21 protein-coding genes are annotated in these 22,123 nt (G+C 68.7%); 10 read left to right on the top strand and 11 right to left on the bottom strand.

Features of this window, described 5'->3' with window-relative positions; genetic code table 11:
- Together WAS25_RS15480 and WAS25_RS15485 are read right to left on the bottom strand one after the other, a co-directional pair.
- Positions 1 to 315, bottom strand: a 315-nt coding sequence (locus WAS25_RS15480; RefSeq protein ID WP_422313727.1) for a diacylglycerol/lipid kinase family protein, incomplete at its 3' end; no start/stop codon positions are given.
- On the bottom strand, positions 312 to 1,181 hold the full coding sequence (locus WAS25_RS15485; protein WP_422313729.1) for an RluA family pseudouridine synthase: 870 nt from the start codon (positions 1,179 to 1,181) through the stop codon (positions 312 to 314). The genes WAS25_RS15480 and WAS25_RS15485, both read right to left, overlap by 4 nt.
- Before the next feature lie 87 nt (positions 1,182 to 1,268).
- Between WAS25_RS15485 and WAS25_RS15490 the strand changes: the two genes are divergently transcribed.
- A complete protein-coding gene (locus tag WAS25_RS15490; RefSeq protein WP_422313731.1) occupies positions 1,269 to 4,400 on the top strand; it encodes a C45 family autoproteolytic acyltransferase/hydolase in 3,132 nt (1,043 codons plus the stop codon).
- Between the two features lie 144 nt (positions 4,401 to 4,544).
- Positions 4,545 to 6,575 (top strand): ATP-binding protein, encoded by a 2,031-nt coding sequence (locus tag WAS25_RS15495; protein ID WP_422313733.1) that lies wholly within the window; start codon positions 4,545 to 4,547, stop codon positions 6,573 to 6,575.
- On the opposite strand, the gene WAS25_RS15500 is transcribed toward WAS25_RS15495, so the two are convergent.
- Positions 6,572 to 7,000: an RrF2 family transcriptional regulator gene (locus WAS25_RS15500; protein ID WP_422313735.1), complete on the bottom strand. Its 429-nt coding sequence runs from the start codon at positions 6,998 to 7,000 to the stop codon at positions 6,572 to 6,574. The genes WAS25_RS15495 and WAS25_RS15500 overlap by 4 nt on opposite strands.
- Positions 7,001 to 7,126: 126 nt before the next feature.
- Here WAS25_RS15500 and cysK point away from each other — a divergent pair, with 126 nt between their 5' ends.
- From cysK to WAS25_RS15540, 8 genes are all read left to right on the top strand, one after another.
- Entirely contained in the window at positions 7,127 to 8,086 is a 960-nt protein-coding gene (gene cysK, locus WAS25_RS15505; RefSeq protein ID WP_422313737.1) for a cysteine synthase A, read from the top strand.
- Positions 8,087 to 8,223: 137 nt separating this feature from the next.
- On the top strand, positions 8,224 to 8,631 hold the full coding sequence (locus WAS25_RS15510) for a GntR family transcriptional regulator (protein ID WP_422313739.1): 408 nt from the start codon (positions 8,224 to 8,226) through the stop codon (positions 8,629 to 8,631).
- On the top strand, positions 8,628 to 9,533 hold the full coding sequence (locus WAS25_RS15515) for an ABC transporter ATP-binding protein (protein WP_422313741.1): 906 nt from the start codon (positions 8,628 to 8,630) through the stop codon (positions 9,531 to 9,533). The genes WAS25_RS15510 and WAS25_RS15515 overlap by 4 nt, the downstream gene beginning before the upstream one ends.
- Positions 9,530 to 10,324 carry a hypothetical protein gene (locus WAS25_RS15520; RefSeq protein ID WP_422313743.1) on the top strand — a complete coding sequence of 265 codons (795 nt, stop codon included), beginning with the start codon at positions 9,530 to 9,532 and terminating at the stop codon, positions 10,322 to 10,324. The genes WAS25_RS15515 and WAS25_RS15520 overlap by 4 nt, the downstream gene beginning before the upstream one ends.
- A 22-nt stretch (positions 10,325 to 10,346) precedes the next feature.
- Positions 10,347 to 10,991 carry a CAP domain-containing protein gene (locus tag WAS25_RS15525; protein WP_422313745.1) on the top strand — a complete coding sequence of 215 codons (645 nt, stop codon included), beginning with the start codon at positions 10,347 to 10,349 and terminating at the stop codon, positions 10,989 to 10,991.
- Between the two features lie 36 nt (positions 10,992 to 11,027).
- Positions 11,028 to 11,813: an MlaE family ABC transporter permease gene (locus tag WAS25_RS15530; RefSeq protein ID WP_422313747.1), complete on the top strand. Its 786-nt coding sequence runs from the start codon at positions 11,028 to 11,030 to the stop codon at positions 11,811 to 11,813.
- A 10-nt stretch (positions 11,814 to 11,823) separates the two neighbouring features.
- Complete coding sequence (locus tag WAS25_RS15535) at positions 11,824 to 12,483, top strand: ATP-binding cassette domain-containing protein (protein ID WP_422313749.1); 660 nt, start codon at positions 11,824 to 11,826, stop codon at positions 12,481 to 12,483.
- Positions 12,480 to 13,445, top strand: a complete 966-nt coding sequence (locus tag WAS25_RS15540; protein ID WP_422313751.1) for an MlaD family protein — start codon at positions 12,480 to 12,482, stop codon at positions 13,443 to 13,445. The genes WAS25_RS15535 and WAS25_RS15540 overlap by 4 nt, the downstream gene beginning before the upstream one ends.
- A 3-nt stretch (positions 13,446 to 13,448) precedes the next feature.
- Here WAS25_RS15540 and WAS25_RS15545 read toward each other — a convergent pair whose 3' ends face one another.
- The 8 genes from WAS25_RS15545 to WAS25_RS15580 are packed head-to-tail and all read right to left on the bottom strand — an operon-like array spanning position 13,449 to position 22,123.
- Positions 13,449 to 15,710, bottom strand: a complete 2,262-nt coding sequence (locus tag WAS25_RS15545; protein WP_422313753.1) for an ATP-binding protein — start codon at positions 15,708 to 15,710, stop codon at positions 13,449 to 13,451.
- Positions 15,711 to 15,744: 34 nt separating this feature from the next.
- Entirely contained in the window at positions 15,745 to 16,800 is a 1,056-nt protein-coding gene (locus WAS25_RS15550; protein WP_422313755.1) for a protein-glutamate methylesterase/protein-glutamine glutaminase, read from the bottom strand.
- The gene (gene cheD, locus WAS25_RS15555; protein WP_422313757.1) at positions 16,797 to 17,408 is read right to left on the bottom strand and encodes a chemoreceptor glutamine deamidase CheD; all 612 of its coding nucleotides are present in this window, start codon (positions 17,406 to 17,408) and stop codon (positions 16,797 to 16,799) included. The genes WAS25_RS15550 and cheD overlap by 4 nt, the downstream gene beginning before the upstream one ends.
- A complete protein-coding gene (locus WAS25_RS15560; RefSeq protein WP_422313759.1) occupies positions 17,405 to 18,268 on the bottom strand; it encodes a CheR family methyltransferase in 864 nt (287 codons plus the stop codon). Before WAS25_RS15560 ends, cheD begins: the two co-directional genes overlap by 4 nt.
- Complete coding sequence (locus tag WAS25_RS15565; RefSeq protein WP_422313761.1) at positions 18,265 to 20,364, bottom strand: chemotaxis protein CheW; 2,100 nt, start codon at positions 20,362 to 20,364, stop codon at positions 18,265 to 18,267. Before WAS25_RS15565 ends, WAS25_RS15560 begins: the two co-directional genes overlap by 4 nt.
- Positions 20,365 to 20,372: 8 nt before the next feature.
- The gene (locus WAS25_RS15570) at positions 20,373 to 20,735 is read right to left on the bottom strand and encodes a response regulator (protein WP_422313763.1); all 363 of its coding nucleotides are present in this window, start codon (positions 20,733 to 20,735) and stop codon (positions 20,373 to 20,375) included.
- A 15-nt stretch (positions 20,736 to 20,750) separates the two neighbouring features.
- Positions 20,751 to 21,824 carry a methyl-accepting chemotaxis protein gene (locus WAS25_RS15575; protein WP_422313764.1) on the bottom strand — a complete coding sequence of 358 codons (1,074 nt, stop codon included), beginning with the start codon at positions 21,822 to 21,824 and terminating at the stop codon, positions 20,751 to 20,753.
- On the bottom strand, positions 21,821 to 22,123 hold the full coding sequence (locus WAS25_RS15580; protein ID WP_422313766.1) for an STAS domain-containing protein: 303 nt from the start codon (positions 22,121 to 22,123) through the stop codon (positions 21,821 to 21,823). Before WAS25_RS15580 ends, WAS25_RS15575 begins: the two co-directional genes overlap by 4 nt.

Below are 22,123 nucleotides of genomic sequence, written 5' to 3' on the forward strand. Positions count from 1 at the left end.
GGCGGGCTCCAGCGGCGTGCGCAACCCGCGCACCAGCCCGTTGCCACTGCCGCCGGGAATCGCGGCCAGGGCCACGGGACAGCCGCGCTGGATCAGGGCCTTCGCCGCGTGGTGGATGGTACCGTCACCACCCCACACGAACAGCGGACCACCCCCCTGGATCGCCTGGGCGATGTGAGGCTCGAAATCCCAGGGAGGGCCGAAGGGCAGGGGCTCCACCCGGTCCCGCAGCTCCTTCGGTAGCGGCCTCAGGAGGACGTCGGGGGCCTTGGGCGAGATGCCGGAGGCAGGGTTGAAGAGGATGGGCAGCTTCATGCGCGGAACCGCTCTGGCGGAGCCTCCAGCTGCAGGTCTGCCCCGGTCACCGGATGCTTCAGCCCCAGCCGCCAGGCATGCAGCCACAGGCGGTCCGAGGCGGCGCCACTGTAGAGGGTGTCGCCCACGATGGCATGGCCCAGGTGGACCAGGTGGACGCGGATCTGGTGGGTTCGGCCTGTGTGGATGCGGGCCACGATCCAGTGGCCGGGGACAAGGCCGGCGGTTTCCTCCGCAGTGGCGGGGCGGAAGTCGGTGCGGGCGGAGCGGGGCTCGATGAGGTCCCCGGCCGTGCCGAAGCGGCCGGGATCGGCGCCCCGGATGCGGCCGATGGGGGCGTCCACGGTGCAGGCCGCCAGGGGTGCGGAGATGCGGGCGATGTAGAGCTTCTCCAGGTCGCGGCCCGCGAAGGCCTCGGCCAGGCCCTTGTTGGCTTTCGGATCCTTGCCCAGCACCAGCAGGCCCGAGGTGCCCTGGTCCAGGCGGTGGTGGAGGAACAGGCTCAGGTCCGGGCGCTGGGTCTTCAGGAGGGCCAGCAGGTCGTGGCGGTCCGTGGCCCAGGTGCCCTGGGTGGCGATGCCCGCGGGCTTGTCCACGGCGATGATCCAGGCGTCCTCGAACACGACGGGGATGGGCGTGGTGGGCACCGGCGGCAGGTCGGGATCGAAGGCCACGCGCACCTCGATGCCGGGTTTCACCACCTTGCCCGCCACCTTCACCCGCTTGCGGTCCACCTGGACGCCACCCAGCTTCAGGGCCTCCCGGGCCGAGCGCCGGGACAGCTCCGTGCGCTTGGCGATGAGCTGGTCCAGGCGGAGCTCCGCGTCTTCCGGGTCCACGGTGAAGGTCCATTTTTTCAGCGCCATGTCCCAAGGGTAGCCGCTGCCCGGGGTTGCCTCAAAAAACGAGGCAATTCCGCGATGGGTTTGGCATCCTGGAGGGTGGAGGCTCCTATGATCCGAATGTTCCGCGCCGGGCTGTTGATGGCTGTGACGCTGCTGGCCACCGCCGCCGACCTTCCGGTCTCAGGCTGGACGTTGAAGCCGGGTTCCACGGGGCAGGCGGCCGGATTGCGCCTGCAAGCCTCCGGGGATGGTTCCGAGGCCACGCTGGTCTCGTCGCCCCTGCCGCTGAAAGTTGGAGAACTCTACCGGCTCACCGCCAACATCAAGACCGAAGGGGTGAAGGTGGACGCCCTGGTGCGCTACCCCACCGCCCTGGGCGCCTGCCTGACCATGGAGAGCTTCCCCTTCACCAACGCCTCGCAGAGCGTGGCGGGCACCTCCGAAGGCAAGGTCTCCCTGCTGTTCCTGGCCACCAGCCCCACGGACCGCGTGCAGCTGCACCTGGGCCGCAACGGCAAGGCCACGGGCGCCGCCACCTTCAGCGCCGTGAAGCTGGAGAAGGTGGAGGACGTCACAGCCTTCATCCCCATGGAGACCGTGCGCTGGGCGGGCAAGGGCTTCCGCTACGAGATGGGGGGCTGGACCTTCCTGCACATCGAGGGCGCGCCCTATGCCCGCGGCCGCCAGCACGGCGAGCTCATGGCCGACGAGATCGTGCGCTACATCACCAAGCTGGGCGTGCAAAAGAACGCCGCCGACCCCGTGCGGGGCTGGGCCGACCAGCGGCAGATGGCCGACGCCCTCTTCTTCCGCAAGTACGACGTGGAGTTCCTTGAGGAGATGAAGGGCATCGCCGATGGCGCCGTCAAGGCCGGCGCCAAGTTCAAGGGCCGGGACCTCGACCTGCTGGACATCGTCACCCTGAACAGTGCCGTGGACATGAGCTCGCTGCAGGACGGGCTCACCCACGCACCCAACCCGCTCACGGGCCGCACCTTCATGACCGGCGACGACGAGGCGGACAAGGCCGGGAAGGGCGACCACTGCTCCTCCTTCGTGGCCACCAAGGGCGCCACCAAGAGCGGCCGCTTCATCTTCACCCAGCTGTTCATGTGGAACGGCTACACCGGCACCGAGTGGGGCGTGATGCTGGACATCGTCCCGGAAAAGGGCCACCGCGTGGTGATGCAGACCTTCGCGGGTGGCATCCACAGCGGCACCGACTGGTACCTGAACGGCTCGGGCCTGGTGATCGGCGAGACCACGGTGGGCCAGACGCCCTTCAACCCCGAGGGCACGCCCCAGAGCAACCGCATCCGCAAGGCCGCCCAGTACGCCGCCACCATCGACGAGGCTGCCGCCATCCTCCTCAAGCAGAACAACGGCCTCTACACAAACGACTGGACCATGGCCGACACCAAGACCGACGAGGGCGCCTGCTTCCTGCTGGGCACTGAGAAGACGAAGATGTGGCGTACCGGCACCAAGGGCAGGCCCGCTGACACCCCGGGGAACCACCGCGACTTCATCTGGGCCAACAACAACAACCGCGACCTCGAGGTGCGCAGCGAGTACGGCGCCAACCCCGAGAACGCCCCGGCTGATCTCGCCTTCAACACCTGGAACCGGGACATCGCCTTCCAGGAGGCCTTCCGCACCTACGGCAAGGGCGGCTTCGACATCGACGCCTCCACCCGCATCCTGGCCAGCAGTCCCATCAACCGGCCCCACGCCTGCGACGGCAAGCTCACCACCTCCGAGATGGCCGAGAAGCTGGTCTTCATCGCCCACCAGGGCAAGACCACCCTGCGCGAGAAGTTGGTGGGCGGCCGCTTCATCGCTGATCTGCCGGGCGCCACGCCCCACCTGACCCATGGCTACACGACGTTCAGTCCCATCTGGGTGACGGAAAAGCTCCAGGCCGCGAAGGCGTCCTGGAGAGAGGAGAAGCCGGCCAAGGCTGCGCCTTCACCGGAGGTGGCGGGGATGAAGGAGGCCTATGGCTTCGAGGCCAAGGGTCTCTGGTCCGGCACCGTGAAGCCTGCCACCGATGCGGAGAGCTGGTTCGTGAGTGCGTCTGCGGCCTACTGGCAGCAGCTCAAGGGCCTGCCCGCCGCGCCCGCCAAGGCTTTCGAGGCCCAGGCCGCCACTCTGGCGGATCTGAACACCCGTTACCTTTACCTGGAGGCGAAGGAAGGCGCCCAGGCGCCCCTGGCCACCGCCACCGCCTACGACCGCTACGGCGCCTACCAGATCCCCCGCATCCGCGGCGTCTTCGCCCTGCACCAGCTGCGCCTGCACCTGGGCAACGCCGCCTTCGCCAAGGCCATGCGCACGGCCCATGAGCGCTTCAACGGGAAGCCCGCCCGCACCAAGGACCTGATCAAGGCCCTCTCCGAAGGCGCGGGCCGCGACGTGGCGCCGATCCTGAAGCCCTGGCTGGAACGCGCCGACCTGCCTGCACCCCGGATGAACGTGGATGTGAAGAAGGCCGAGACTGGCTACGCCGTGACCCTCACGGTGGAGCAGTCAGGCTTCGCCTATCCCTTCATCGCCTCCGTGAACCTGGAGACCCTCAAGGGCGCCCGCCTGGAGCGCATCCAGATGACCGGCGCCACCGGCACCTTTACCTTTCCCTGTGAGGCCCTGCCCAGCCGGGTCACTTTCAACGCCGGGCACGACATCCCCGTGCCCCGTCCGAACTTCTGGGTCCTCGGCAACGTGCTGGACGACTGGACCGCCACGCGGCTGGTGTTTGGCACCGCCCGCGAGGTCGAGGCCCAGCGCACCCTGGCTCTGCAGTACCGGGACCTTCTGGCCGAGCTGACCACGGAAGTGCTGCTCCCCGTCCAGGCCGATGCCGAGGTCTGCGATGCGGAGCTGGCCGCCAGCGATCTCCTGCTCTTCGGTGGTCCCGCCGACAACGGCGTGGCGGCCCGCCTCCAGGCCGAGGGCCGCTTCCCGGTCAAGGTGGGGGCCGGCTGGTTCAAGTGGCAGGGACGCACCTACGGGAGGCCCGACGACGGCCTCCTCGCTGCCTTCCCCAACCCCTGGAACCCCAAGCGCTTCCTGGTCGTGGTGCTGGCCAACAGCCGCATCCAGCAGTGGGCGATGACCAAGGCCTGGCCGAGGGGGCTACCCGGTTGGGGCCTCTATCGCGGCAGTGAGGTGCAGCAGAAGGGGCACACGGTTCCGGCAGCGCTGGACATCATCCTTGGGCAAATAAAGCCCAGCCACTAGCCCACCCGGCGGCCGATTCCATTCCAGTGGATGCTGTGCATCACGATTCTTGTTCGAACAGCTCTGGGGTGGGCTAGCATGGGCTGAATCCAGTTCACGCCATCCTTGAGAGACCAGCCATTGCATTTTGAATTCGATCCGAGTGTGGGCCGTCTCGACGGCGATACGGATCCTGGCCTCTACGCCAGCAAGCCCTACCTCCAGCTCAAGGCCATCCACCGCCTGGCCACGGCCGTGACCCGCGCGGCCACCATGGACGAGATTTTCGAAGCGGCCATTCAGGGGATCCTCACCGCCCTGCCCATCACCCGGGCGGCCATCCTCACCTGGGGCGAGGACGGCCGGATGCACTTCCGTGCCTGGATGGGGCTCAGCGACCGATACCGCGAGGTCACGGACGGGCACTCGCCGTGGTCCCGGGATGCCATCGAGCCGGAGCCCATCCTGATGGCCGACCCCCTCCAGGAGCCGCTCAGCCTGGACATCAAGGCGGTGCTGCGCAGTGAGGACATCCATGGACTGGCCTTCATTCCGCTGCTCTACCAGGGGCGGCTGCTGGGCAAGCTCATGGTGTACGCCGACCAGCCTGGGGATATCCACCCGGATGTAGTGCAACTGGCCCAGACCCTGGCGGGGCACGTGGCCTTCTCCCTGGGACGCCGGCAGGCCGAGGAGGCTCATCGGGCCACCGAGCGGCGGCTGAGGCGGATCCTGCGCAGTCTCCCGGTGGTCTTCTACGATGCCGAGACTCCGCATCCCATGGCGGCCACCTGGGTGAGCGAGAACGTGGCCGAGGTAACGGGCTTCACCGAGGAGGAGCTGAAGACGGTGCCCGACCTCTGGGAGCAGAACCTGCATCCAGAGGACTGCCTCCAGTTGCACAAGGCGCTTGATCAGACGCGGAGCACGGGGTCGGCGGTCGTCGAGTATCGGCTGAGGCGGAAGGATGGCCGCTGGATCTGGCTCCTGGACCACATGGAGCGGGTCGATCTCCAGCCCGATGGCGTGATGCGGATCGTGGGGGTGCTCACCGACATCAGCGAGCGCAAGCTCCACGAGGAGTCCCAGCGGGAAAGCCAGCGGCTGGAGGGGATCGGCCTCCTCGCCGGGGGCATCGCCCACGACTTCAACAACCTCCTGACCGCCATGACCGGCAGCCTCAACCTGGCCCAGATGAAGCTGCCCTCCGAGAGCCCCGTCCATGCGCACCTGGGCAACCTCGAGTCCATCCTGGAGCGGGCCTCCAACCTGACGCGCCAGATGCTGGACTACAGCGGCCGGGGCAAGTTGCACGTGGCGGCCATGGACCTGAACCGCACGGTGCAGGACATGACCGGACTGCTCCGCGTCTCCATCTCCAAGCAGGCGCAGCTCCTGGTGATGCCGAGTCCGCGGCTGCCGGCAGTCCTCGCCGATGCGACCCAGATCCATCAGGTCGTGATGAACCTGGTCACCAATGCCTCCGAGGCTATCGGCGAGCGCGAAGGCACCATCACCCTGTCCACCCGTGTGGAATGCCTGACGGCGGACCACCTGCCCCTGGCCCCGCCCTCGCCGCCCATGTCGCCCGGGAATTATGTGGTGCTTGAGGTCAGCGACACCGGCTGCGGCATCCCGGCGGAGGCCCTCGCCCGGATCTTCGACCCCTTCTTCACCACCAAGGCCACGGGCCGGGGCCTGGGGCTCTCCGCCCTTCTCGGCATCCTCCGGGCCCATCAAGGCGGTGTGCGCGTGACCAGCCGGCCCTCGGGGGGCACCACGGTCACCATCTACCTCCCCTCCCACGACGCGGGCGAGCCTCCGGTGAAGGCCACCCGGCGGGCCCAGATCCTCGTGGTGGACGATGAGCCCATGATCCTCCTCAATGCGGCAGAGCTCATGGCCGGGCTGGGGCTGGACGCCGTGACCGCCAAGAACGGCCGCGAGGCCCTGGAGTGGATCCAGGGCCAGCCCGACGGCTTCGCCCTGGTGCTCATGGATCAGATCATGCCGGGGGTGGATGGGCGGACGACCGCCCGGCTCATCCATCAGCTCGATCCCGACCTGCCCATCATCCTCAGCAGCGGCTTCTCGCTGGAGACCAGCGAACTGGGGGAAGGGGTCGCCGGGTTCCTGCCCAAGCCCTACAGCCTGGCCCAACTGCGGAAGGTTCTCAGCCAGTACGGGTTGGCCTAGATCGAGTACCCCTGGCTGTCCACCTCCAGCGCTTGATGGCGCGTGGCGAGGTCGGCGAGCGTGGTGGCCTTGAGCACGGCCCGGGCGGCCTCGGTGCCGCGGTTCCAGAGTTCGCGCACGGTCTGGGCGCCATGGGTGGCATCGGGCGGAAGGCCCGGGCTGCCGAAGCGGCCTTCCAGGGCTTCCAATACCTCCAGGGCGCTGACGTGGCTGGGGTGCCGGGCCAGCTCGCAACCGCCGCTGGGTCCGCGCTGCACCTTCACCAGCCCGGCGGTCTTGAGGCTGCCCAGCAGCACCCGCAGGAACTTGGGCGGGAGCCCTTGGCGGACGGCGATGGTCTCCACCAGGATCGGGCCGCGCCCCGCCTGCAGGGCCAGCTCTACCATGAGCTGCAATCCGTAACGTCCCTTGGCTGAGCTCTTCATGGCCAAACCTCCGTCGCCATCCTGACACGAATATATAATCAAAACAATTGACAAACTTGACAAATAATTTCACTTTCCCATACTTCAGGCTTCGGGCTCGCCCGAAGCCTGAAGGAGGCCACGACCATGAGCCAGACTCCCACCCAGCGCCCCAACCGCGTGGAACACGCCTACGACCTGGTGGGCTACACCCCCGTGGTGCGCCTGAATCGCATCGTGCCGGCGGGCTCCGCCAGGGTCTACGTGAAGCTGGAGAGCGCCAACCCCGGCGGCAGCGTGAAGGACCGCATCGCCCTAAGCATGATCCAGGACGCGGAGGACCGGGGCGTCCTGAAGCCCGGCAGCACCCTGCTCGAAGCCACCAGCGGCAACACGGGCATCGGCCTGGCTTTCGTGGCGGCGGCCAAGGGCTACAAGATCACCCTGGTCATGCCCGACACCATGACCCAGGAGCGCCGCGCCCTGCTCAAGGCCTACGGCGCGACGCTGGTGCTGACGCCGGGCTCCGGCGGCATGAAAGCGGCGGTGGACAAGGCCCAGGAATTGGCCGACGCCGACCCCAGCTACTTCCTGGTGCGCCAGTTCGACAACCCCGCCAACCCGGCGGTCCACCGCCGCACCACCGCGCTGGAGATCCTGGAGCAGGTGCCGGAGCTCGACGCCTTCGTGGCGGGCGTGGGCACCGGCGGCACGGTCACCGGCGTGGGGGAGGTGCTGGCGGAGAAGAAGCCCGGCACCCTGGTGGTCGCCGTGGAGCCCGAGACCTCGCCACTGTTGAGCGCGGGCCAGGCGGGTCCCCACAAGATCCAGGGCATCGGACCTAACTTCGTGCCCAGCATCCTCAATCGAAAGGCCTTCCAACGCATCCGGCCCGTGGCCTACGACGACGCCATCGCCATCGCCCGCCGCCTGGCCCGGGAGGAGGGCCTGCTCACCGGCATCAGCACCGGCGCCATCGTCTTCGCGGCCCTGGAGGTGGCGAAGGAACTGGGCGAGGGCAAGACGGTGGTGGCCGTGCTCTGCGACACCGGCGAGCGCTACCTGACGCATCCGCTGTTCGCGGAGATCGACGGTCCCGCCATCTGAAGGCATTCCATCGAAGCAGCACCAGGCGAGGGCCCTTCGGGGCCCTCATTTTTTTTAGGGCAGGCCCTTGACGGCAGCCTTGTCTGATTTACTGTATTAGTTCACTGATACAGTAATCCTCGCCCAGGAGGCACGGGATGAAGACCCTTCTTCAAGTGGACTCCGCCGAAGCGGCCCCCCTCTGGCGACAGATCGAGGAGGGCGTGCGCCGCCTGGTGGCCTCCGGGGGACTCTCGGCCGGGTCCCTGATGCCCTCGGTCCGGGATTTGGCCCGGGACCTCGGCGTGAACCCCAACACGGTGGTGAAGGCCTACCAGCACCTCGTGGAGGCCGGCGTGCTGAGCGTCCGCCGGGGTGACGGCACCTACGTCGCGGACTCGCCCCCGGCCTTCCGGGCCAGCGAGCGGGCGGCCCTGCTCCGCGAAGGTGCCCTCCGCTACGCCGCCACAGCCCTGACCACTGGCGCGGATCTGCCCGAGGCGACTACCTGCCTCGCCACGGTGTGGAAGTCCCTCAAACCATCCCGTGCGGGAGGCAAATCATGACGACCATCCAGGTGATTCCCGCTGTGGATTGCCGGAACCTCAGCGTCCGCTACGGCCGGACCCAGGCCCTGGACCGGGTCTCCTTCACGGTGGAGCCCGGCCAGGTCTATGCCCTGCTCGGGCGCAACGGCTCCGGCAAGACCTCGCTGGTCCGGTGCCTGCTGGGCCACCAGAAGCCCCAATCTGGACAGATGGACCTGCTCGGGCAGGACGTCTGGTCCTCACGCACCGCGCTCATGCAGAGGGTGGGGGTGGTGTCCGAAGAACCGGATGCGCCGCCGGCCATGACGCCTCGCCAGCTCCTGCGGTTCTGCGCGGGCCTTCATCCCACCTGGGACGCCGCCGCCGCGGACGAGCGGTTGACTCGCTTCCAGGTGCCCCTCGATGTCCCCTTCGGGAAGCTCTCCCGGGGCCAGAAGGCCCAGCTTGCCCTGACGCTGGCGCTGGGCCCGAAACCCCAGTTGCTGGTGCTGGATGATCCGACCCTGGGTCTGGATCCCGTGGCCCGGCGCGAGGTCTACGATGAGCTGCTGAGTGAGCTGGCGGACCGGGGCACCACGATTCTCATCACCACCCATGATCTCGCGGGCATCGAGGGGATCGCCGACCGGGTGGGCATCCTGCACGAGGGTCGGCTCTTGGTGGACGGCAGCCTGGAGGAGCTCAAAGCCCGCCATCGCAAGGTGAGCTGGGCGCCGTTCCAGGCGCTGCGGGCCGAGGATCTGGCACCCTATGCGCCACTGCGGCTCCGCGAGGGCGGGCTCGGCGGAGAGGCGGTGCTGTCCCAGGGCGATCCCACGCGGCTGCTGGATGGCGACCGTCCCGACCTGAGGGTCCACGCCCTCTCCCTGGAAGAGCTGTTCGTCGCCCTGGTGGGCGCGGAATCGGAGGTAGCCTCATGACCACCCTCGCTGTCTTCCGTCGGGAATGGATCGGCCGGCGCAACGTCTTCCTGCTGGCCCTGGGCATGGGCTGCATCCAGCTGGTCGGGATGCAGTTCGAGGCCGAAGTGGGGAAGACCACCCTCCTGGCCGTGGGCTCGGGCACCCTGCTCGCCTGGGTGGTGGCCGCCCTCTTCGGCGCCACGATGGTGGGCCGGGACCTGGAGGAGCGGCGCTTCGGCTTCCTGCTGAACCAGCCGCTCCGGACCGGCGAGATCTTCGCCGGCAAGGTGGGGGCAGGGGTCGGCATGGCCGTGCTTGCCGCCATGGTGCTGTGCCTGCCGACCCTTCTGTTTGGCGGCCTCTGGCGGCTGTTCTCCCTGAAGCAGGCGGGCCAGACAGTGGGTACCTGGCTGGCCGGCAGCCTCGTCTGCCTCCTCCTGTTCCATGCGGTGTCGATCCAGGTGCGGTCCCGTTCACCTTGGCTGGCACTGGATCTGGCCGCCTGGGCGACCTTCGCCTGGGGGGTGCGCCAGCTGAGCCTGAGGCTGATCGGCGCCGGGACCTTCGAGGCCATGTTGCACCTCTGGCTGGTCCTGCTGGTGGTGGTGACCTTGGGCCTCGCGCTGGCGGGCTACCTCCAGGTGGCCCAGGGTAGGGCGGATCTCCAGCGCGGCCACCGCTGGGTGTCGGTGACCCTGGCCCTCAGCCTGGGACTGGCCCTGCTGGTCGGGTCGGCGCAGGCGGCCTGGGTGCTCCGATCCAAAGCCGAGTCGCTCAAGCAGCAGGCAGTGTCGCCTCGGATCCGCTAGAGTCTTGGATCCCGAGGCCCCCATGCGGAACCCCTTCCTCCGATTCCTCCGCCCAGTCCTTCCAGCCCTGCTGTGGGCCGGCCTTGGCGCCCAGGTGCCGCCGGAGCAGGCCACCGCTTTCGAGCGGGCCGTGGTGCAAGAGATGAGCGACGCCCGGTTGCAGCCAAGGGCCTACGCGAAACACCTGCGGGAGCTGCGGGACTGTTTCGAGGGCACCCTCTGGAACCGCCCGGGCCGGACGCCTCTGCGGACCGAGGAAGGGGTGGCCGCCCTGGATGAGGCCATCTCCTTCCTGGAGCAGCAGAAGCCCGTGGGGCCGCTCCGCTTCAACGAAGGGCTGGCCCGGGCCGCCCGCCTGCACGCCCGGGACATCGGCCCCCGCGGAGCCCTGGAGCACGTGGGGTCGGACGGCAGCAAGCTCTCGGACCGGCTGAACCGGCTCGGGACCTGGCATGGGCTCATCGCCGAGAACATCGGCACCCTGGAGGTGGAGGCCCGGCAGGTGGTCCTCCAGTTGCTGATCGACGACTGCGTGCCCAGCCGTGGGCACCGCCGCAACCTCTTCAACCCGGACCTGCACCAGGCCGGGGCGGGCAGCGGGCCCCACCGCGACTACCGGGTGGTGACCGTCATCGACTACGCGGATGGCTTCGTGCTGAACCCGTGACCTGCTAGCCTGGGCCCAATCTGCGGGTGAAACGTGATGCTCTTTCTCGCCAGGCTGGGCGCACCGGTCCGCGGCTTCCTGGAGTTCCTGGGCGACCAGGCGCACCTGGTGCTGCGCACGTTGCGCCATGCCCTCCTTCTGCGAATGGATCAGCTGGCGGTGGTGGGCGGCCAGACCAAGCTACAGGTCCGCTTCACGGGACTGGACGCGCTGTGGCTGGTGAGCGGCACGGCCCTGCTGCTGGGCGCGGTGACGCTCATCCAGGCCTTCAGCCAGCTCTCGGGCCTGGGGGCGGAGAACTACATCGGCACCCTGATGGTGCTGATCATCCTGCGGGAGCTGGGCCCACTGCTCACGGCGGTGCTGGTCATCGGCCGCAGTGCCACGGCCATCGCCGCGGAGCTGGGCGCCATGCAGCTGAACGGCGAGGTGGATGCCCTGGCCACCCACGGCGTGAACCCCTACCAGTACCTGCTGCTGCCCCGCTGGCTGGGGGTGCTGGTCTCCGTGTTCGCCCTGGTGGTCTGCTTCGATGCCCTGGCCCTGGGCGGCGGTTTTCTGGTGGCCAAGCTGAAGTACGGCGTCACCTTCGGCTTCTACATGGACTCCGTGCGCCAGGCGCTCTCCAACCGCGACTTCGCCGCCACCCTGCTCAAAGTGGTGCTCTTCTCCGGGGCCATCACCTTCCACGCCTGCCACTTCGGCCTGCGCATCCGGCGCAGCCAGACCGAGATCCCCCAGGCGGTCACCAAGACCGTCGTCTCGGCGCTGGTGGCCGTGTTCTGCCTGGACGGCCTCATTGCCGCCCTCCTCTACTTCTGACGGGGCGGGGATGATCGAGCTCCACGACCTCGCCCTGGATGCCCCGGATGGCCGCCTGCTGGTGCAGGGACTCGACCTGGCCCTGCCGCGAGGCGGGAACCTGCTGCTCACCGGGCCCAGCGGCGCCGGGAAGAGCCGTCTCCTGAAGGTCATCGCCGGGATCGAGCGCCCGGCCCGCGGCACAGTCCTGGTGGGCGGTCACCCGGTCTGGCCCGGGGACGGTGTCCTGGCGCTGGCGGGGAAGGTGCGGCTGGGCTTTGCCTTCGCCTCGGGTGGGCTGCTCTCGAACCTCACCCTGCGGGAGAACCTCGCCCTCCCCCTGCGGTTCCAGGGGACCCCAGCGGCCGAGGCCCGGCAGCGGACCGAAGCGGCCCTGGAACGCCTGGACCTGCTCGCGGTGGCGGAGCTCCGTCCCCACGCGGTGAGCGCCTCCGCCCGCAGGCACGGCAACCTCGCGCGGGTGCTGGCCATGGAGCCCGACCTGATCCTGCTGGATGACCCGATGGAGGGCCTCGACGCCGCGGACCGGGCCATCGCCCTGGAGCTGCTGCAGACCTGGACTGCAGATCACGCCTGCACCCTGGTCATCGCCGCGGAAGAGCCCCATGCCTTCACCCACCTGGAGGTGGCACGCCTCCAGCTCAGTCCCGTGCCCATGGAGTCGCCATGAACTTCGAGAAGCAGGATGCCCGCCTCGGTCTGCTCGTCTTGGGCGCCCTGGCCCTGTTCCTGGCCCTGGTGGCCTACAAGAACGCCGGCGCGGTCACGGAGCGCAGCTACCCGCTGGTGGTGCGGCTTGAGCAGATGGAGGGGCTGGCACCCGGCACCGACGTGCAGCTGAAGGGCTTCCGCGTCGGTTCGGTCGAACGGGTGGACATGCGACTGGAGGGGAAGGTCTACCACTTCCTGGCCCGCATCGCCGTCCGCGAGGACATCAGGCTGTGGCGCGGCACCCGGGCGAACCTCGCGCCGAAGGGCGTGGGCAGCGTGATGCTGGACCTGCGGCTGCCCGAGGTGGCCGAGCGGGTGGTGCCGCTCGTCGCGGGCGACGAGATCCCCGGGGACTCGGGCGTGTCCATCGCCGGGGTGCTGGAGCGCACCGACCGTCTCATGGCCAGCCTGCAGGCGGGCGTGGACGGCCTGCGCGAGCGCCTTGAGCGCAAGGGCCTGGGCGATGTGCTGGAGCATCCCTCGGTGCGCCAGGCCCTGCAGTCCCTGGACGGCACCCTGAAGGAATTCCAGACCCTGGCGAAGGAGAGCCGGGGCCTGGTGGGCCACGCGGACCGCAGCATGGGCGAGGCGGACAAGGCCCTGGCCTCCCTGGACCAGAGCCTCACCACGGTGCGCCGGCTCATGGAGAAGCGCGGGCCCGAACTGGACCAGATCCTGGTGAGTCTGGCCTCGACCCTGAAGCAGGCGGATGCCTTCATGAGCCGCTTCACCGCCCAGGACCACCCGGAGCTTGAACAGAGCCTCAAGAGTCTGCGCCGCTCCCTGGCCTCCGTCGAGGAGCTGCTGGAGCTCCTGAAGCAGAAGCCCAGCCGGGTCGTCTGGGGCACGCCCAGCGAGGCGGAGCGGGAGAAGGCGAAGCAGCGGGTGGAGACCGGCAAGCTGGCCCCGCCGAAACCCTGAAGGCTAGTGTCCCAGTTCGGTCGAGATGGCCTCCAGGACCTTGCGGAGCTCGACCAGCGAGAAGGGCTTCTGCAGGCTGGCAACCGTGGGGAAGTCGGCCAGGAGGAGCTTGAGGTCCGTGTCCAGAAAGCCCGTGGCGATGAGGATCCGTACGGTGGGGCGTAGCTGGAAGACGCGCGGCAGGGCCTCGGCGCCGGTCATGCCGGGCATGTTGTGGTCCAGGATCACCAGGTCCACCTCCAGACCCGCGCCCAGGCGCCGGATGGCCTCCAGGCCCGACGAGGTGCACTCGACGTGGTGACCCAGCTGCTCGAGCATCGGCGGCAGGATGTCCCGGATGAGCTCGTCGTCGTCCACCACCAGGATCCGCAAGGGGCGGTCGGCATGGGCCACGAGGAGCGCTTCGGGCCCGCCCGAGGGAGCCTTGGGAATCATGGCCGGGAAGCGCAAGTGGATGCAGGTCCCAAGGCCCACCTCGCTCTCGATGTGCAGCGAGCCGCCATGGGCCTTGACCGTGCCGTAGACCATGGCCAGGCCCAGGCCCGTGCCCCGGCCCGGGGCCTTGGTCGTGAAGAAGGGATCCGTGACCCGGGAGAGGATGTCGGCGGGGATGCCCTCGCCGGTGTCGGCCACCTCCAGGCAGACCTGGTCCTGGTCCAGGAAGGTCCTGACCCGGAAGGTGCCGCCCTTGGGCATGGCGTCGAAGGCGTTGACCGCGAGGTTCATGAAGGCGCTGCCCAGCGAGCTCTTCTCGCCCATGATCGGGGGCAGGGCCTCGTCCAGCTCCACGTCGAAGGTGAACCGCTGCCGACTGGTGCGGACCAGCAGGTCGAGCTCCTCGCGGACGAGGGCATTGAGGTCCAGGCGCTGAGCCTGCTGGAGGCCCTTCCGGGCGAAGTCCGTGAGACCCTTCACCAGGTCGCGGCCGCGGCTGGCGGCGTTCTCGATGGTCTTCAGGGGTTTGAGCAGCGCCACGTCCCCCTCCCGTTTCATCTGCAGAAGGGTCGCCATGCCGAGGATGGCTCCCAGCACGTTGTTCATGTCGTGGGCGATGCCGCCGGCCAGGCTGCCGAGGCTCTCCAGCTTCTGCGCGTGCTGGATCTCGGCTTCCATCTTGCGCCGCTCCTCCTCGGCGCGCCGCCGCTCGCTCAGGTCCTGGGCAAACACGAGGATCGCCGGGCCGCCCGGCAGCTCGATGGCGGCCGTCTGGACCTCCACCCAGACCTCCCGCCCCCGGTAGGTGAGGAAGACCTCTTCGAGGGCCGGAGCGATCTCCCCGGTCTGCTGGACGGAGTGGATGCGCTCCCCCACGAGGTACCGATACTCCGGGTGAATGAAACTCAGGACCTCCAGGCCCATGAGTTGGGTCGGCTCGTCGGCATCTAGCAGGTGGGCGGCCGCCTGGTTCACTTCAATGAAGCGCCCCTCGCGGTGGATGAACATGGGCGCCGGCGAGGACTGGAAGAGCTTGTGGAAGCGGTGGGAGCTATCCTCCACGGCCGCCAGCATGGCCTGGTGATCCCGGGCGGAACGGACCAATCGGCGGACATAGATGAGGATGCCGAGGCTCCCCAGCAGCCAGAAGCCCGCGATGAACAGCTGGGAGATGTCGTTGTGATCCAGGCGCATCGGCGAGTGGATGGTCCCAACGGGAACCGTCACGCTGATGCCCCCGCGGATGTCTCCGACCTTGTAGCCCTGCTGGGCGTGGCAACCCAGGCAGCTGGTTTCCACCACGAAGGCGCCCATGAACCGGAGAATCCGCTTCCCCTCCTGGTGGAGCACTTCGGAGAATTGCCTCTGACCCCGCTCGAAGGACTCCAGGGCCTTGCGCTCCCAAGGGTCCGGGGCGTTCTCGGGACGGATGGGGTGGAGGCTGGTGAGGTGTCCCTTCAGCCCATATTCCTTTTCACCCAGCTCATGGACCATGCGGGTCATGTAGGCGGGGTTCACCAGAGTTAGCTGCTTCCCGCCGGTGGTGGTGATGTCCCGGTCCGGGCGGTGGGCCAGGTAGGGGTTGGGGGGCGTCTGGCCGTCCAGGGGGACGTAGACGCCCCCGCGCAGCGACGCCCAGCGGCGGTAGGCCAGGTCCTTGTGGTAGCTGTCCATGGCCCGGTTGAAGGCGATCTCCTGGGCCTCCTTGACGTCGAAGAAGTTCGAGATCCCCAGGATCGACACCATGAGGGCTGTCCAGACCCCGAGCAGCACCAAGGCGGCCCGGAGGGTGCCGGTCTTCGCGAGGATGGTGGGGAGCCGTAGCAGCATGGACCTGGTCCCGATGGGTGGGGAGTGGATAAGTTCAGGTGTCGCGTTCGCACCAGGCGACTAGGTGCTTGGCGATGGCGCCCAGGGGGGCCTGTTCTTCGACGCCGCCGCGCATGAAGGCCGCGCGGGGCATGCCGTAGACCACACAGCTGGCCTCGTCCTGGCCGAGGGTCCTGGCCCCCTTCTGGCGCATCTTCAGGAGGCCGCGGGCACCGTCGTCCCCCATCCCCGTGAGGATGACCCCCATGGCGTGCGCGCCGCAGGACGCGGCCACCGAGTCGAAGAGCACGTCCACCGAGGGCAGGTGGTGGGACACGCGGTCCCCGGTCGTGAGGATGGCCACCAGGCCCACGCTGTGGCGGCCCACGGTGAGGTGGGCCTCGTTGGGCGCGAGGTAGACGGTGCCAGCCTTAAGGGACTCGCCGTCCTCGGCCACCTTCACCCGGGCCCGGCAGCTGCGATCCAGGCGCTCGGCGAAGGCGGCGGTGAACCCGGGCAGCATGTGCTGGACGACGGCGATGGGGGGCAGGTTCTCCGGGATCGACTCGAAGACCTGGCGCAGGGCCTCGGTCCCACCCGTGCTGGAACCGATGGCGATGAGGGCCCGTCCGGCCTTGGCGCGGGCGGCCAGGGAGGCCAGGGAGGGCGGGGCCTGGACCGGCGGGCGGTGGCCGCCCACTCGCGCCAGGGAGGCGGCGTACACCGTCTGGGCGATCTCCAGGCCCATGCGCTCTAGGCCCGCGGCCTGGTCCGCCACGGGCTTGCCGATGACGTCCACCGCGCCTAGGTCCAGGGCGTCCAGGGCCGTGGTGGTGCCCTTGGCCGTGAGGCTGGACAGCATCACCGCAGGCATGGGGTGGGCCTTCATGAGCTTGCCCAGGAAGGTGAGCCCGTCCATGCGGGGCATCTCGACATCGAGGGTGAGCACGTCCGGATCCAGCTCCTTGATGCGCTCCCGGGCATCGTAGGGATCCTTGGCGGTGCCCACGACCTCCAGCATGGGATGGCGCGACAGGATGTTGGTCAGAACCTGGCGCACCAGGGCACTGTCATCCACCACCAGGACGCGCCGCTTCCGCTCTGTGCTCATGTGAACAGCTCCACGTCCCCACTCATCGGCCTGCCCACGACTTCCTGGATATAGGTCAGCTCGCGGTTCAGCACGGTGTCGTTGTGGGTGGTCTCCATGCGCTTGACCAGCACCTGGCCCGTGTGGGGGAAGAAGTAGACCTTGCGGGGGTAGGGCCCCCCCATGTCCTCGCTCCAGATGGGGATGTCCTCGTTGCGCAGGAACTCCCGCACGAAGTCCACATTCTGCCCGCCCACGTCCGTGGACATGCCGCGCATCACCTTGCCGCCCCCGAAGGCCTTCGCCACCAGGCGGTCCCGCTGGGCACCCAGGTGCAGCAGGTTGTTGATCAGGTATTCCATGGCCGCCGCGCCGTAGCGGGCGGCGAAGAACACGTCGGGATCCCGCTCGCCCTGTTTCACCGGGAGCATGAAGTGGTTCATGCCGCCCACCATGGCGATGGGGTCCATGATGCAGGCGGCCACGCAGCTGCCGAGGACGGTGACGATCACCTCGTCCTCGGCCGTGGCGTAGAACTCGCCGGGCAGGATCTTCATGGCCTGGCGGTTGAAGTTGCGGTCCAGGTACTTGGAGGCCCGGCCGTGCACCAGGGGGGCGGGGGGGCTCATGGGGCCGCCTCCCGGCGCCGGTAGATGGTCTGGCCCAGGGACTGAAAGCCCAGGGAGGCATCCAGCAGCGCCTCGGAGTGGCCCACGAAGAGGAGGCCGTTGGGTTCCAGCAGGTCGTGGTAGCGCTTCAGGAGCTTCCGCTGGGTGGGCTTGTCGAAATAGATCATGACGTTGCGGCAGAAGATGGCCTGGAAGGGCGCCTCCGGCACGGACCACCGGTCCTCCAGCAGGTTCATCTGCCGGAAGGTGATGAGCTGCCGCACCTCGGGCCGCACCCGCACCTGGCCCTCCTGGGCTCCGGAACCCCTGAGGAAGGCTAGGCGCTTCCAGGCGTCGTCCAGGCCTTCGATGCGGGCCATGGGATAGACGCCGCGCGCGGCGGTCTCCAGCACTGCCGTGTCCAGGTCGGTGGCCAGGATCTGGATGGTCGCCGCGGAGCCGAAGCCCTGCAGCAGGGTCATGGCCAGGGTGTAGGGCTCCTCGCCGGTGGAGCAGCCCGCGCTCCAGATCCGGATGCGGCGCGAGGCGGCATGGAACGGCTTGAGGAGCGGCACCAGCTGGGTGAAGTGGTGGCCTTCGCGGAAGAAGCTGGTGAGGTTGGTGGTGAGGGCGTTGATGAACTCGGGCCACTCGGGAGATTCAGGGTTCTCCAGCCGCTGGAGGTACTCCTCGTAGGTCTGGAGGCCCAGGACGCGCAGCCGCTTGGCCAGGCGCGACTGCACCATGGTCAGCTTGTGGCCGGCCAGGGCGATGCCGGAGTGGGCATGCAGCAGGTCGCGCAGGGCTGTGAAGGTGGCCGTGGACAGCTGTTCCCGGCCCTGGTTCAGGGCCTCGGCATCCGCGCTGCGCGACCGGTTCATACCCCGACCGCGGCGGCCCCTGCCTCCAGCCGCATGAGTCCCGGCACGTCGAGGATGAGGGCCACCCGGCCGTCCCCGAGGATGGTGGCGCCCGAGATGCCCTCCACGCGGCGGTAGTGGGTCTCCAGGCTCTTGATGACCACCTGCTGCTGGCCCAGCAGCTCGTCCACGGCCATGGCCGCGCGGCGGCCCTCCGACTCGACCAGCACCAGCAGGGAGCGGTCGGAGGCCTCCTGGCCCGAGCCCACCGCCAGCAGGCGCTGCAGGCGCACCACGGGGATGAACTCGCCCCGGAGGCTGATCACCTCCCGGTCGCCCTTCACGGTCTGCACGTCGCCGCCCCGGCTCTGGAAGCTCTCCAGCACGGAGGCCAGGGGGAACACGTAGGTCTCCTCGGCCACGCGGACCGTGAGCCCATCGAGGATGGCGAGGGTGAGGGGCAGAACCAGGCGGATGAGGGTGCCCCGGCCGGGCTGGCTCTCCACCTCGATGCGGCCGCCCAGGGACCGCACGTTCTGCTTCACCACGTCCATGCCCACGCCGCGGCCCGACAGGTCCGAGACCTGCTCGACGGTGGAGAAGCCCGGCTCGAAGATCAGCAGGTTCAGCTCCTCGTCCGAGGGCCGGGAGCCCGGCTGGATCAAGCCCCGGTCCAGGGCCTTCTGGTAGATGCGGTCGCGGTTCAGGCCCTTGCCGTCGTCCTTCACCTCGATGTGGATGTGGCCGCCCCGGCTGGAGGCCCGCAGGCCGATGGTGCCCATGGCGGGCTTGCCGGTCTTGAGGCGCTCGGCCTTGTCCTCCATGCCGTGGTCCACCGCGTTGCGCACCAGGTGCGTGAGGGGATCCACCAGCATCTCGATGAAGGTCTTGTCCAGCTCCGTGGACTGCCCCTCCATCACCAGCTCCACGTCCTTGCCCAGTTGCTTGCCCAGCTCGTGGACCATGCGCGGGAAGCGGGAGAACACCATCTCCACCGGCACCATGCGGATGCCCATCACGCGCTCCTGCAGCTCGCGGGTCTGCCGGTCCAACTGCAGCAGGGCGGCGCTCATCTGTTCTTCGCCCTGCAGGGTGTTCGACTGCTGCGAGGCCTGGGCCAGCATGGCCTGGGTGATGACCAGCTCGCCCACCAGGTTCACCAGGCGGTCGATCTTCTCGGTGGCCACGCGCACCGTGGAGGCTTCGGCCTGGTTGCGCTTCTTCTGCTGCTGGTCGAGGGCCTTGTTGACCGCCTCGGGCTTGACCTTGCCCATGTCCACCAGCAGCTCGCCCAGGCGCTTCTGCTGGGACAGGGCCTCGCGGATGTCGGCGGGGCTGACCCCGGCTTCGGTCTGGAGGATCTCGCCCAGGGAGGGCACGCTGCCTTCGGGCGCCAGGGGCTGGATGCGGAGGTTGTCGCCCTCCGCCACGAACTCGAAGATGTCATCCACGTCGATCTGGGGGTGGGCGGTCTCTAGGCGGATGTCCCAGGCCAGGTGGCAGTCCTCGGGATCCAGCTGCTCGAACGGGGGGATCCGCGTCAGGTCGGGCCAGATCTGCAGGGTGCCGAGCTTGGCCAGGTCACGGAACAGCCGCTCCAGGTTGATGCCCCGGCGGAACGCGTCCGTGGGGGCCTCGAAGCGGATGGAGAAGCCGCGACCGCCCTTCATGGCCACGGTCCGGGCCGGGGTCGGCGCGGCCTGGAAAGGCGGAGGCGGGGCGGAGCCGGGGTCCGCCTGCAGCAGGGCCACGAGGGCCTCCTGCCCCTGCTTGTCCTTGGCGGGCAGCGGCTCGCCCCGGCGGGCATGGTGCAGGTGGCTGCGGATGAGGTCCACGCCCTGGAGCAGCAGCTCGCGCAGGTCCGGCGTCATGGGTCGGGTGCCCTGGCGGACGGGCTCGAGGGTGCTCTCCAGCTTGTGGGTGAAGGCAGCGACCTCGGGAAAGCCGAAGGTGGCCGCATTGCCCTTGATGGAGTGGGCGGCGCGGAACAGGGTGTGCAGATCCTCGACCTCCACCGACGCCAGGTCCATGGAGAGCAGGGTGGCCTCCATGCCGTCGGCCAGCTCGGTGGCCTCTTCAAAAAAGGCATCGCGGAATTGGGCCATCGCATCGGACATGGGGAACCTCAGATGACTTTGTTCACGGTGTCCAGGAGCTTTTCCGGGCTGAAGGGCTTGACGATCCAACCCGTGGCGCCCGCCTCCTTGCCCTTCATCTTCATGGAGGCGTCGGATTCGGTGGTGAGTACCAGGATGGGCGTGAACTTGAACTGGGGCAGGGCGCGCAGGCGCTGCACCAGGGTGATGCCGTCCATGCGGGGCATGTTCACGTCGGTGACGATCAGGTCCAGCTTCTTGCCCGCGGCCACTTCCAGGGCCTCCACGCCATCGCCCGCTTCGAGGACATCGAAGCCCGCGCCCTTCAGGGTGAAGGTGATCATCTGGCGCATGGTGCTTGAGTCATCGACGGTGAGGATGAGACGGCCCATCGTTTTGGCTCCTGATCAGAAAAGGTCAACTTCACCGGCCGCGAGCGAACCGCTCTTCACCGCACGGAACTGCACACGGGCCGCCTCGATCTGGCCCAGGGTGGCTTCCAGCGCCGCCAGGGCGGGGCCCTCCGGTTCGCCGGCCTTCAGCGCAACTTCAAGGGCCTTCCAGGCCTGGGACTGCTCCAGCAGGTTGCCCAGCTCCTTCAGGCAGGCCATCAGGGTCTGGTGGACCAGATCCTCGAACTGGAGGCTGCGCACCACGTGGCCCACCTGCTCGGTGACCTTGCGGGCGTTCTCCTCAAGCTGGACGACCAGGTCCTTCACCACCCAGTTGGAGGTGCGGAGGGACATGACCAGGGCTTCAGACTCGCCCCGGGAGGCCATGGCCACGTTCATGTCCTGGCTGGCGATGGCGTGCACATGGGCGTCGGTGCGCTCCAGGGCCAGCCGCGTGCCGAGGACCTGTTCCTGGATGGTGTTGCTCAGGGCCGTGCTGCGGTCTGCCAGCTTGGAGACCTCGCCCGCCACCACGGCAAAGCCCGCCCCGAACTGCCGGGCGTGGGCGGCCTCGATGCTGGCGTTCAGGGAGAGCAGGTGGGTGCGGCCCGCGATCTCGGAGAGCTCCTCCAGCATGGTCTCCATGCGGAAGGAGCGCTCGCGGATGTCGTTGACCTGGTCCGCCAGCTGGGCGGTGGATTCCGAGATCTCGGTGATGTGGTTCACGAAGCCGTCGAGGGTGCCCATGATGGTGGCGCTCATGGCATCGAAGGTGCTGCCGCTGGCCTCGCTGGCATCGCCCTCGAGGGTGCTCTGCATGGCCGCCTGGATCTCGCCCGCCAGCAGGTGCTGGTGCTGGACGCTGCGGTCCAGGGTCTTCAGGGCATCCTCCAGCGTGCCGGCGGCCTCCCGCACCAGGCTGTCCACCTGGAGCAGCTCGGGGGTCAGGAAGTTCACCTGGCCCTCCAGCATCCGGGCCTCGCAGGCCGCGAGGCGCAGCAGAGCCTCCCCATGGCCCGCCATCGGGGGCGCGGGCGCCTCGACGGGCGTGGGTCCGGCTGCGGAGCCGCCGGAGAACCATCGGCTCATGGCTGGGCCCCACCGAAGAGGTGACCCAGGCCGAGCGCGGCGAAGCGGGTGGCCCACTCCGCCTTGGCGCCCACCACCGAGACGGGCATGCCCTTGGCCCGGAGATCCCGGTCCAGGGCGCCGAGCAGCTGGAGCCCGGACAGGTCCAGGTCTCCCACGGAGGACAGGTCCACCTCCGCACTGCCGTTTCCGGTGGTGAGCAGGGGCAGGGCCAGCTCCCATTGCTGATGGATGGCGAAGATGTCCAGATCGCCCTCGAAGGAGAGCTTGGGGCTGGAGGGAGCCGCTTTCTTGACCAT

It is taken from the genome of Geothrix sp. (assembly GCF_049292215.1).
Lineage (GTDB): Bacteria > Acidobacteriota > Holophagae > Holophagales > Holophagaceae > Geothrix.